At 46.0% G+C, this 11,464-nt stretch carries 11 protein-coding genes; 5 read left to right on the top strand and 6 right to left on the bottom strand.

Annotation, left to right across the window (positions count from 1 at the left end; translation table 11 throughout):
* Nucleotides 1-134: 134 nt before the first annotated feature.
* The 4 genes from PX482_RS28215 to rimP form a co-directional block, all read right to left on the bottom strand.
* A complete protein-coding gene (locus tag PX482_RS28215; protein ID WP_338420907.1) occupies nt 135-230 on the bottom strand; it encodes a PLP-dependent transferase in 96 nt (31 codons plus the stop codon).
* Nucleotides 227-403: a PLP-dependent transferase gene (locus tag PX482_RS24270; RefSeq protein WP_502888577.1), complete on the bottom strand. Its 177-nt coding sequence runs from the start codon at nt 401-403 to the stop codon at nt 227-229. The genes PX482_RS28215 and PX482_RS24270 overlap by 4 nt, the downstream gene beginning before the upstream one ends.
* 200 nt (nt 404-603) lie before the next feature.
* Entirely contained in the window at nt 604-1,533 is a 930-nt protein-coding gene (locus tag PX482_RS24265) for an exosortase-dependent surface protein XDP2 (protein ID WP_288123137.1), read from the bottom strand.
* 422 nt (nt 1,534-1,955) lie between these two features.
* On the bottom strand, nt 1,956-2,426 hold the full coding sequence (gene rimP / locus PX482_RS24260) for a ribosome maturation factor RimP (RefSeq protein ID WP_288025779.1): 471 nt from the start codon (nt 2,424-2,426) through the stop codon (nt 1,956-1,958).
* 214 nt (nt 2,427-2,640) lie between these two features.
* Between rimP and ftsH the strand changes: the two genes are divergently transcribed.
* Nucleotides 2,641-4,536: an ATP-dependent zinc metalloprotease FtsH gene (gene ftsH, locus PX482_RS24255; RefSeq protein WP_004159541.1), complete on the top strand. Its 1,896-nt coding sequence runs from the start codon at nt 2,641-2,643 to the stop codon at nt 4,534-4,536.
* Between the two features lie 85 nt (nt 4,537-4,621).
* Here the strand turns inward: ftsH and PX482_RS24250 are convergent, their stop codons facing one another.
* Both PX482_RS24250 and PX482_RS24245 read right to left on the bottom strand, forming a co-directional pair.
* Complete coding sequence (locus PX482_RS24250) at nt 4,622-5,410, bottom strand: response regulator transcription factor (RefSeq protein ID WP_004159539.1); 789 nt, start codon at nt 5,408-5,410, stop codon at nt 4,622-4,624.
* 457 nt (nt 5,411-5,867) lie between these two features.
* Nucleotides 5,868-6,188 carry a DUF3155 domain-containing protein gene (locus tag PX482_RS24245; protein ID WP_002798554.1) on the bottom strand — a complete coding sequence of 107 codons (321 nt, stop codon included), beginning with the start codon at nt 6,186-6,188 and terminating at the stop codon, nt 5,868-5,870.
* A 388-nt stretch (nt 6,189-6,576) separates the two neighbouring features.
* Between PX482_RS24245 and PX482_RS24240 the strand changes: the two genes are divergently transcribed.
* The 4 genes from PX482_RS24240 (at nt 6,577) to PX482_RS24225 (ending at nt 11,298) form a co-directional block, all read left to right on the top strand.
* Nucleotides 6,577-7,833 carry a GAF domain-containing sensor histidine kinase gene (locus PX482_RS24240; protein WP_004159531.1) on the top strand — a complete coding sequence of 419 codons (1,257 nt, stop codon included), beginning with the start codon at nt 6,577-6,579 and terminating at the stop codon, nt 7,831-7,833.
* Between the two features lie 120 nt (nt 7,834-7,953).
* On the top strand, nt 7,954-8,331 hold the full coding sequence (ebsA, locus tag PX482_RS24235; RefSeq protein WP_004159530.1) for a type IV pilus biogenesis protein EbsA: 378 nt from the start codon (nt 7,954-7,956) through the stop codon (nt 8,329-8,331).
* Nucleotides 8,332-8,366: 35 nt separating this feature from the next.
* Nucleotides 8,367-9,443, top strand: a complete 1,077-nt coding sequence (locus PX482_RS24230) for a phosphotransacetylase family protein (protein WP_004159525.1) — start codon at nt 8,367-8,369, stop codon at nt 9,441-9,443.
* Nucleotides 9,444-9,483: 40 nt separating this feature from the next.
* Complete coding sequence (locus tag PX482_RS24225) at nt 9,484-11,298, top strand: ABC transporter ATP-binding protein (RefSeq protein ID WP_004159523.1); 1,815 nt, start codon at nt 9,484-9,486, stop codon at nt 11,296-11,298.
* Nucleotides 11,299-11,464: the final 166 nt, after the last annotated feature.

Genomic DNA, 11,464 nt, shown 5'->3' with positions numbered 1-11,464 from the left:
ATCTTTGGCTTTGAGGATTTACCGGGGAACTTACCCAATATCAGCGATAACGATTTTAATGATGGGATTTTGGCGTTTAATTTTATTGCTTAACCCCAGTTCGGGTTAAACGGAGGGGGATAAGGCCCATTCCATTATTGCGCCGCCTGACCGCTAGAGGTGGCCAGGGCCGCTGCGCCTCCTTCTAAAGCCGCGATCCGCTTCTCGAAGACATCGGTGGTCGGGTTCATGATCCTGGTGTATTGCCGAACTCTTCCAGGGCAAACAGTCGCGCCCCGTGGTCGGCATCGTTGAAAACGTAGGAGGTGGTTTGATAGATGGGAACGGCGCGGGCGTTGGTTCCGGGGGCAGGTTCCTGGCCGGCGTGTACTTGTAGCGTCTCGAAACGGTAACGGTCAGACATAGGCACTTACGGACGAAAATAAAGGATAAATTCCTCGATCTGTGCGATCGAGGAAAAAGGGTGATTATCTCCTTAATAATGGATAAATAGAGGGTTTTAACCCATTTATCGCTATTTTTTCGTGAATGACAGTTCGCTGGTCGATAGCATTTAAACAGCATTAAAAGCATTCACTTCCTATCCTACTGCGAGTAGAACGATCAAGCCTTGCCTCGTTTCACAAAGATTCCAAGACTTCCTGCGAGTAGGGTGGCGAACACGACACTCGGTTCGGGAACCTTGACATCGGCGGCGATTACTTTGAAATCTGGCCCGTTATCGCCGACTCCGTTCAAACGTTGGGGATCGTTATTGCGCTCGCTAGTTAAGCGCAGGGTTTGCGCGCGGATACCGTCGAGCCGAATCCCGATCGAACCAATATTGAACGGGCCGTTGTTGAGGACGGGAGGAACGATCGTGCTGATGTTATAGTCCGCTTTCGTGTAGTTCGCGCGTAAAATTTTATAACTGGCTAAGACCGTCGTTCCATCGTCCGCGAGCGCTTCCACCAGTAAATCGCTATCCCCCGCAACGGTTCCCCCCGGCGTTCCCCCCCGTTCCCAGAAAAAGAACGTATTCACCGGTCGGAGGAAAGAAACCTCGATAATTGCAGTATCGGCGTTCTCACGGGTTACGAGGAGACTATTCAGGTTTAAATTGCCCAAACTGGCGGCGATATCCGCGTCGGTGGGGTTCGGTTTCCCTGGACCCTCCCCGACCAGGGGATCGCTAGTCGTGTTCGGTCCGTGACCCGCATGGAGAATTCCGTTAGTATATGTGACTCCCCCCACGGTAACGTCGGCGGTATCGTTGCGGATAAACCGACCCGCATTGACCAGATCAAACTGACTGACCGTTAAACCGTTGAAAACCACCGAATCGAGACGGACATCTCTAGTGGGATCGTTGAGAAGATTAGGATTTCCGGTTAGGTCCGGACTCGCGGTAACGTTGGTTTGAAAGGAAAAGGGGAGAAAACCCGCCGCGCGCGCGGGTGTTCCAGTCGTTAGAGCTAAGGCCACTCCGGTGGTTGTGGCGGCGATTTTGAAAAGAGCGGCGAGGTGGCGCGACTGCCTGAAAAGATGACTCATCGATAAATGACCTCGTTAGGGAATGGAATTAAGTACAGTAGGCTTATCCGTTTACTGTATTTAGGGTTCTACCATAGCCATTTTTGTGAGTCAATTTATCGAGATATCCTTTATACAAAATATCTTTTATGCCGAAACTAGATTGTGTTAAGGTAATTGGGCTCTTCGTTATTTGTTATGGTTCGATAGGGGGGCATAAATCGACTAAATCCTTATCTGGCAAGAGACTTAATTGATTAGTTCGCTCTAGATAAAAAATAATTGACAAAAATCGCCAAATGCCTTTCTATATAAGGGTTACATCCCTTATAACCCCCGTCTATTGCATAACACCAACCGAAGAGCCTTTATTTATCTTCATCTTTATCCCTGATTACTGATTACTGATTACTGATTACTGATCACTGATTACTGATTACTGATTACTGATTACTGCGCTGCTCATCTAAACGGACGCTGATGACGGTAGTGCGATCGATGGTCAGGGAGCGACCTTTTTGGTTAAGATAAATAGATTGCTCATCTCTACCTTGCAGTTTTCCGCGCCATTCTTGCGGTTTTCCTTGGCTATCCTGGCCGGTAACGATGACGGGAAAACCTTTAAAAGACTGAAATTCGCGCTCACTGCTCAGTTGTCGAGAAATACCGGGGCTAGATATTTCTAAAACGTAGGCCCCGGGTAAGATTTCTTGACTGTCGAGGGCGGTTTCTAAGGCCCGACTCATCTGCTCACAGTCCTCTAAACCGGTATCTCCCGCAAGATTGCGAATATCGACGCGCAGGACGGGAGGCCTTTTATTGGTTTGGAAAACGATATCGACCACTTCTAGCCCCAAGTTTTCAGCGATAGGGATGGCTAGGTGCAGCAGGTCGGGGATGAGCGGATGGGTCATGATTTAGACAATAAAAAAAGCGGGCGAAACCCACTTCCCTAAACTGTTAGTGATTGGGATAGGCAGTTGTTAGACTACCTAGCTAAATACAATATAGCAAAAAACCGTCATCACTATTTGCCCCCGGGGTCGTGCCTGGGGGAAAACAGAACAGTGGTCACGATCGAGTCGATCTGTCACAATGAATACAGGGTAACTAGATATAGAGTCAATTATGGATCAAAAATCTCCGCTCACCGTAGTTAGAGCCAAGTCAGCTAAGAATCGTGGTCGTCGGCCAGTATGGAAAGGGATTGTCACCACTTGGATGATTCTGCAAACCTTTGGCCATGTCACTCCTGCTTGGAGTCAAAAAAACCAAAATACCCTCACCTACGGTGAATTGTTAGAGAAGATCGACCAAGGAAAGGTAAAAAAGGTCGAAATCAATCCTTCTTTGCAGCAGGCAGCAGTTACCCTCGTCGGTCAAACGGACAAGGATCCCCCGAAAGAAGTCAATTTATTTGACCAAAATCCCGAATTAATCAAGAAACTCGATGCTGAAAAAATTGAGTACGGCATTCTCCCCAGCACTGACAATTCGGCCTTGATCAATGTTCTCACTAACCTGTTAGTGATTATTCTCGTCTTGGGATTATTGGTGTTTATTATCCGTCGTTCTGCCAATGCTTCCGGTCAAGCGATGAACTTCGGTAAATCAAGGGCGCGGTTTCAGATGGAGGCGAAAACCGACACACAATTTAATGATGTCGCGGGTGTGGATGAGGCCAAGGAAGATTTACAGGAAGTGGTGACATTCCTCAAACAACCGGAAAAATTTACGGCTATTGGCGCAAAAATCCCCAAAGGAGTCCTGTTAATCGGGCCACCGGGGACGGGGAAAACTTTACTGGCTAAAGCGATCGCAGGAGAGGCGGGAGTGCCTTTTTTCAGCATCTCCGGGTCGGAATTTGTGGAGATGTTTGTCGGGGTTGGTGCGTCGCGAGTGCGAGATCTGTTCCGAAAAGCCCAGGAAAATGCCCCTTGTTTGGTTTTTATCGATGAAATTGATGCCGTTGGTCGTCAAAGAGGGATCGGTTATGGAGGAGGTAATGATGAACGGGAACAAACTCTGAACCAATTATTGACGGAAATGGACGGTTTTGAGGGAAATACTGGCATTATCGTCATTGCCGCCACCAACCGCCCCGATGTTTTGGATTCGGCCCTGCTGCGTCCGGGTCGTTTTGATCGACAGGTGGTGGTGGATTATCCAGATTTTAAGGGACGTTTGGGCATTTTGGAGGTCCATTCTCGCGATAAAAAGGTGGCTGCTGATGTGGCTCTGGAGGCGATCGCCCGTCGCACCCCCGGTTTTACCGGGGCAGATTTGGCTAATATGCTCAACGAAGCGGCGATTTTTACCGCTAGAAGACGGAAAGAGGCGATTACCATGGCGGAAGTCAACGATGCGATCGATCGGATTGTGGCCGGTATGGAAGGGCGCGCTTTAGTGGATAGTAAAGCCAAGCGTTTGATCGCCTATCACGAAGTTGGCCATGCGATTGTCGGTACTCTCTGTCCCGGCCACGATCAGGTGGAAAAAGTCACCCTGATTCCCCGGGGTCAAGCGCAGGGGTTAACTTGGTTCACTCCCGATGAAGAACAGGGTTTAACCAGTCGTTCCCAGTTATTAGCCCGAATTGCGGGATTATTAGGGGGACGAGTGGCGGAGGAATGTGTCTTCGGTGAGGATGAAGTGACCACCGGGGCCGGTAATGATATTGAAAAAATTACCTATCTGGCCCGACAGATGGTAACGCGTCTGGGAATGTCGGAATTGGGATTGATTGCTCTAGAGGAGGAGGGCAATTCCTATCTCGGTGGTGCTGCTGCTGGTTATCATGCCGACCATTCTTTCGCGATGATGGCGAAAATTGATGCACAAGTACGGGAACTTGTCAAGCAATGCCACGATTTAGCAACAAAACTTATCCTTGACAATCGTGTGGCGATCGATCGCTTGGTGGATATACTGATTGAACAGGAAACCATTGACGGCGACGAATTCCGGCGTTTATTGACGGAATTTCAGCAACAAGCGGATCGGTCAATGGTGACTACGGTTTAATTTGCCCTTCGTCTCCTCGCTTCGATTAAGTGGTTAGGAGACGATTTCAGCAGACAATCTGCTAATCAGTCGGACAAAGCCAGAATTAACGACTAACGTTGTGAGCAGGAATTTTATTAATGGAATGGCCGTTATGATTGCCTTTGGTGGAGGCAATAATATTAGCTTCTAAAGCTGAAGTCATCTCGGCCAACATTTCTAGATTAAAACGATAGCCGACGTTGCGGACGGTTTGAATTAAATTAGGTTGCCTGGGATCGGTTTCGATTTTTTTCCGCAGAGAGAGAACATGAGTATCAATTGTCCGGGGATTATCAATTTCCTCGGGCCAAGCGCGACGCAGTAAATCAGCCCTTGATAGGGGTGTTCCCTCCGCTTGGGCTAAAACGTAGAGTAGGCTAAATTCTTGGGGCGTTAATTCGATATACTCCCCGCGAAATTGTACCCGTCGTTGGGCTAAATCTATTTTTAATTGCCCATAATCCAAGTGTAGGGGAGCAGCCCTACTGCCTAAACGACGAGTTAACACTTCTACCCTAGCCATAAATTCTTGCATTCCAAAGGGCTTTTTCAGGTAGTCGTCGGCCCCGGCTTTTAAACCATTGACCACGTCTTTTTCGCTATTGCGGGCCGAGAGAATCAGTATTAAAGACTGTTTTTGTTGATAAAGCCAACGGCAGAGTTCGATTCCATCCCCGTCCGGCAAGTCGGAATCGATAATTGCTAAGGTTGGTTGACGATGAAGGAAAGCTTGACGCGCACTTTGCAGGGTTGCCGATTGGTTAACCAAATAACCGGCCTGTTGCAGATGCCAAGCTAATAGCGATCGCAAGTGCGGGTTGCCCTCAACAATAGAAATATGGATCGATACCACTTGAGTTTCTGCCCCATTACTGCACAGATTGACACATTGTCAGGGTATCAGAATTAATGTCAAGATGTTGTAACAATCGTAACATTCGTCAGGAGTCAGGAGTCAGGAGTCAGGAGTCAGGAGATTATTTTTATACTAAATCTGGTTATTAAAAACTGATTATTTAGGGTTTGCCGAAAAAATCTAAAAACCTTGTTGGGTAAAACTTTTAGACTTTTTGGAAACCAAAAAGTACCAGATCTGGGAGTGATCGGGGGGAAAATTCCTGGACTTTTTCCCTGAAAATTAGGTAATTGACCCCCTCAAAATCGCTAAAACCCTACACCCTACACCCTACACCCTACACCCTGCCCCCAGGAAAAGCTTTTTGCCGCAAACTCTACTTATGCACAAAAAAACTCGTTTACTTTTCCGTAAACGAGTTTACTTTCCATGATATGATCAATAGTCCTTTGAGTTATTTAGCAACTGCTACCGGTGCTTTGACGGGCTGGGGCTGGGGCTGCAGGTCGCGCAAACTTGGGAAAAGGAAGTGGTTTTCCTCCACATATTGCGCTCCAAACAGTCCTTTTTCAGCCCAGAAATAGCGATCGGTTGTATGCTCGTTACGCTTAACAATCAATAAAGCTGGTGGGCTAATGCCTATAGCTTGAATATACTTACGCGCCGCAGTTACGGGTTTATCTTCGCCACTTTCAATACTATACTGGGGTATAAGTTCAAGTATCTTACGTCCTTCTTGACGACGGCGACTTTTACGTTTCCGTTTTCTGGCCAACCCAATTACCTCCTGTTTTGGCTAATCGTTGTAATGATAGTTACAAAAGCCGTAGCAATTATATCCCTTCTAGACCAAGAAATCAAGTGTCTCTCACAAACCCAATTACAGACAAGTTTGACTAGAAGCTAGACTGAGACTAGGTTTAAGTTTTTGTTACAAAAACACACCCACAAATATCGATACAAAACTTATTATTCTTAAACTTTTTTTAATATATACCTTGATCCACCCCGAAAATAGTGACCAAACCCTTGTCCTAATTGCTTTTTGCTGGTTGCCCTCGACTCAAGAGGAGGGTCATTCTCCCCTATGTAAACTGGGAAACAAAACTCGCAACCCTAGCTGTATCTAGGTTTTCTGATTTTTTACTTTTTACTTTCTTGGTATGCCCTTCTCCTCCCCCTCCCGGACTCCCCTGAGTGATGATTTTATTGCCCTCTGTCAGACACAGATGGAACTTTTGCGAGAGCAAATGGAAACGGACAGAAGTGCGGTTTATTTAACTGAACCTTTATCGAGTAATTTAATTCCAGTCGTTGTTTATCCGCCTTTTAATCCCCCTTCTCCCCAAAAAAAGCGGCTTTCCTTACAACCGGGGCAACCGGCGGCAGACTTGTTAACTGCGGTTAAGTTAGAAGATTTATCCCACCTCTGGGGTAATCAGGAGACCGTCAGCGGTCATCGCTTGTTTTTACCCTTAATGTATGAAGAGGGCATGATCGGATTATTGGTGACAACCCGAGAAAAACGACCTTGGCAAAGTTGGGAATTAACCCAGATGGAAAAAATCACCCAAACCCTCGCTTTGGCCTGTGTACTCGATCGCCAATTGGGAGAAGAACGTTATTATCGACAATGGCAACGACAGCGCCTCGATACCTTTCTCCATCAAATCCGCAATCCCCTCACCGCTTTAAAAACCTTTGGTAAACTTCTACTCAAAAGGCTTTTAGCCGAAGAGGGTAACGATCCCGCCATTACTGGTATGCTGAGAGAAAGCGATCGAGTTCGGGACTTAATCGCCGAATTTGAGGCACAAATTCAGCAAGAAAGCGAAAATTACCCCACCGTCGATATTCCTCTCCTGCAAGCGCAATCTTCCCCCACCGCCTTTCTCTTGCCTGCTGGCAGCGGCCAACTAACTCCGATCGATCTCCATGATATTCTCGATCCGCTGCTCCTTTCGGCCCAGGCCGTAGCCAAAGAGAGAAATCTCAGTCTAGAAACGATTCACGGGGAAGACATACCACTTATTTGCGCCAATATCCCCGGTTTGCGGGAAGTATTCAGCAATTTAATTGATAATGCCCTCAAATATACTCCTGCTGGCGGAAAAGTCACCGTCGAGGTGCAGAATGTTAAGAATAGTGTAGAAATTGTTTTTAAAGACACGGGTTATGGTATAGCGAGGAGCGATCAAGAAAGAATTTTTCAACGTCACTACCGGGGAGTGCAAGCAGGGGGAGATATACCCGGTACAGGATTGGGTTTAGCGATCGCTAAAGAATTAATTACCAGCATGGGGGGGACGATTGAATTTATCAGTCCCAATCCCGAGCAAACAAGTTCCCTCTACCCCGGCACGGTTTTTCGGGTTCATATACCAGTTATAGCCGATGATAACCTCAGTATAGAGGGATGATCTGGTCGTCAATTCTGCCTATTTTCTCGATCGGGAGATTCCTGGGGCGATCGGTTAAAATATATGGAAAATATCAGTGTCAATGGTAACTTGGCCGTGAACCAGAGAATTAAGTAAATTATGCCAACTATCGAACAATTAGAACCCGCCGATAAGGCCGATGTGGTAGTATATATGCCCTACTATGCCAAGGACAAACATAGTATCCTGCCCTATGCGATCGCTTTGTATCAAGCCGGATCTTTAGAAGGTCGTCGTCGCATAGAAAACAGTCAAGGGATTCCCTTTGTGGCATCTTGGTATGTATCAAAATTGCCCTCGGAATTGACCCGTTGTCGTTTACAATTTGAAGGACAGGCCGACCTAAGCTATGAGATGACGATTATTAACGCCGAGTTGATCGAATATCTCATCGATGCGATTAAAACCTTTAAGCAGCTAGGTTCAGCCGACTTTTCCCGGGGATTTTATCGGAAACTGCTGCGATTTGAAGGATAAAAGTCGGGATTTTACGGGTTAAAAAGGAGCAAATCGTGGCGAAATCAGCCAAATCTATACTCATCTCTTCCCTGGAACCCCTCAGTGGTAAATCGGGAACTATCGTCGGTTTAGCGCATCTCTTGCGGCAAAAAGGACTAGAGATAAGTTACGGCAAACCAGTGGGCAATTGTCCGGGCTACGTCGATGGGCAATTGGTCGATGAGGATGTAGAATTTATTCGGCAATTATTAGAATTATCCCCCGAACAGCTGCGCTTGCCCCTGATCTATACAGATGTGGATTCCGTTGCTAAACGTCTGCAAGGTGCAGATAAACAGGACTACGGCAATATTCTTGCTGGTTATCTCGATCGGATTAACAGTGATATTACCCTCCTCGAAGGGCCGGGGACTCTCTGGGAAGGCAGTATTTTTCAGCTATCGATGGGGGAAATGGCCAAAATTCTCCAGACTCCGATCCTATTGGTGGCCCGCTATAGTTCTCCCCTGATTGCCGATAGTCTGCTGAAAGCGCAACGGGAATTAAATAATCAGCTGCTGGGGGTAGTGATTAGCGATATTCCCACCGATGATTGGGAGGAAGTACAATCCCTCCTGAAACCCTATCTCGCGGGCCAAGGCGTGGAAGTTTTAGGACTGTTACCCGCTAGTAAATTATTGCGTAGTATTAGTGTTCGGGAAATTGTCCATCTTTTGGGGGCCAAAGTATTATGTCGGCCCGATCGTTTGGATTGGATGGTAGAAAGTTTAGCGATCGGGGCGATGAATGTCAACGCCGCTTTAGAATATTTTCGCAAGGGGGAAAATATGGCCGTGATTACGGGTGGCGATCGCACAGACCTCCAGTTAGCTGCCCTAGAAACTTCCACCACCTGTTTAATCTTAACCGGTTCCATCTCTCCAGATCCCCTGATTTTGGGACGGGCCGAGGATTTAGAAGTACCGATTCTCTCGGTAAATTTAGATACTCTCAGTACCGTGGAAATCGTCGATCAGGCCTTCGGGAAGATTCGCTTACAGGAACAGGTAAAAGTCGCTGGTATTCGAGAATTAATGGAGGAATATTTCCAGATCGATCGCCTGTTAGAAAAGTTAACAACAGAGGGGTAATTTCTCCCCGGCTGCCGAGAATTTCATTGGAAATCCCTTCATGAGTCTATCATCCTCCCCTGTGTCCCCTCCGGTCAAAGAAAATGACTGGAGATTATTATTAAGATTACTTCCCTACGCAAAAAAGCAAAAAGCCCTGCTATTCTGGTCATTAATACTTCTTTTTCCCCTATCTCTCACAGGGGCGATACAACCCTTAATTATCGGTCAAGCGGTCTCCCTTTTGCAAAAGGAACAAACTTGGGATTTTTTGGCTCGAATGCCCTTAACAGCAGCCATTAATACCCTAATTATTATCCTCTCGGCTTCGATTATTTTACGACTGATTTTAGGGACAATGCAAGGTTATCTAGTGCAGAAAGTCGGTCAGTCAATTACTGCTAATGTCCGGGAAGATTTATTTACCCATGTCACCTCCCTTTCCTCCAGTTTTTTTGATCGCTCTCCCGTGGGACGTTTAGTCACTCGTTTAACCAGCGATGTGGAAGCATTAGGAGAAGTTTTTGCTAGTGGGGCGATCGGAGTTGTCAGCGATTTGGTCAATATTTTAGTTATTATCATCACCATGTTTACCCTGCAATGGCAATTAGCTCTATTGTTGGTGTTGATGTTATTTCCCGTCACTGCTTTAATTATCTTTTTTCAAAAACAATACCGCAGCGCTAACTATCAAGTACGCGAGGAATTATCAAAACTTAATGCCCAATTACAGGAAAATGTAGTCGGAGTCAATATTGTTCAATTATTTCGCCGCGAACGCTTTAACGCTGAAATGTTTCGCACTACCAATACTCACTATCGTCAATCCCTAGATAAAACAATTTTTTATGATTCGGCTGTCTCAGCTACTTTGGAATGGATCGGATTAATTGCCGTGGGAGGAGTATTATGGTTAGGCGGGATTTTTATTCTCCAGAAAACCATTGATTTTGGGGTTTTATCTGCTTTTATTTTATTCTCCCAACGTCTCTTTAATCCCCTGCGTCAGTTTGCCGAAAAATTTACCATGTTTCAATCGGGTTTTACTGCTATAGAACGAATTGGTGAATTAATTAGTATTCCCATTGAAATCACCGATTCTAACAATTATAAAGAGATTTACTTCCCAGAAAAACGTCAAACTGGCGAGATTATTTTTGAAAATGTTTGGTTTGGTTATAAACCCGATGAATATATTATCAAAGGTCTCAATTTTACCATTCATCCAGGGGAAAAAGTCGCTTTAGTCGGTCCCACCGGTGCGGGAAAAAGTTCGATTATTCGTCTTCTCTGTCGTCTTTATGAACCGAGTAAGGGCAGAATTCTAGTGGATGGTATCGATATCCGTTATCTTCCCCAAGCGGAATTAAGACGTTATATCGGTGTCATTCTCCAAGAAACTTTTCTCTTTGCCGGAGATGTTACTCGCAATATTACTTTAGGGGAAAATTATGATTTTGAGCAAGTGAAGGCAGCAGCTAAATTAACTAATATCGATCACTTTATCGAGGAGTTACCCGATGGTTATCATACCCTTTTACGGGAACGGGGTGCAAATTTATCGGGAGGACAAAAACAATTACTCGCTTTTGCGAGAGTCGCTATTCGTAACCCCGAAATTTTAGTTTTAGATGAAGCTACCGCTAGTTTAGACGTGGGGACAGAAGTATTAATTCAAGAAGCTTTAGAACAGATTTTAGTCAATCGTACTGCTATTATTATCGCCCATCGTCTCTCCACTATTCGCGATGTCGATCGAATTCTTGTCCTTAAACGCGGGGAATTAGTCGAATCGGGAACCCATGAAGATTTATTAACCGAAGACGGCCTCTACGCTAGTTTATATAAACTGCAAATGTTAGGCACAGATAGTTAACAGGAGTCAGGAGTCAGGAGTCAGGATTCAGGAGACAGGAGACAGGAGATTATTTTTATTTATACTTCCCACACCCCACACCCCACACCCTACTTCCCCACACCCCACACCCCACACCCCACACCCTACTTCCCCACACCCCACACCCCACACCCCACACCCTACT

Source organism: Microcystis sp. M53602_WE12 (genome assembly GCF_030065455.1).
Taxonomy (GTDB): Bacteria; Cyanobacteriota; Cyanobacteriia; order Cyanobacteriales; family Microcystaceae; genus Microcystis; species Microcystis aeruginosa.
The sequence above is the reverse complement of the archived record's forward strand: the minus strand, read 5'-3'. Positions and strand labels throughout refer to the sequence as shown.

Excerpts from the sequence above, each read along its gene's own strand:
- PX482_RS28215 (WP_338420907.1), bottom strand. The coding sequence starts at position 230 with ATGAACCCGACCACCGATGTCTTCGAGAAGCGGATCGCGGCTTTAGAA.
- PX482_RS24270 (WP_502888577.1), bottom strand. The coding sequence starts at position 403 with ATGTCTGACCGTTACCGTTTCGAGACGCTACAAGTACACGCCGGCCAG.
- PX482_RS24265 (WP_288123137.1), bottom strand. The coding sequence starts at position 1,533 with ATGAGTCATCTTTTCAGGCAGTCGCGCCACCTCGCCGCTCTTTTCAAA.
- rimP (WP_288025779.1), bottom strand. The coding sequence starts at position 2,426 with ATGACCCATCCGCTCATCCCCGACCTGCTGCACCTAGCCATCCCTATC.
- ftsH (WP_004159541.1), top strand. The coding sequence starts at position 2,641 with ATGGATCAAAAATCTCCGCTCACCGTAGTTAGAGCCAAGTCAGCTAAG.
- PX482_RS24240 (WP_004159531.1), top strand. The coding sequence starts at position 6,577 with ATGCCCTTCTCCTCCCCCTCCCGGACTCCCCTGAGTGATGATTTTATT.
- ebsA (WP_004159530.1), top strand. The coding sequence starts at position 7,954 with ATGCCAACTATCGAACAATTAGAACCCGCCGATAAGGCCGATGTGGTA.
- PX482_RS24225 (WP_004159523.1), top strand. The coding sequence starts at position 9,484 with ATGAGTCTATCATCCTCCCCTGTGTCCCCTCCGGTCAAAGAAAATGAC.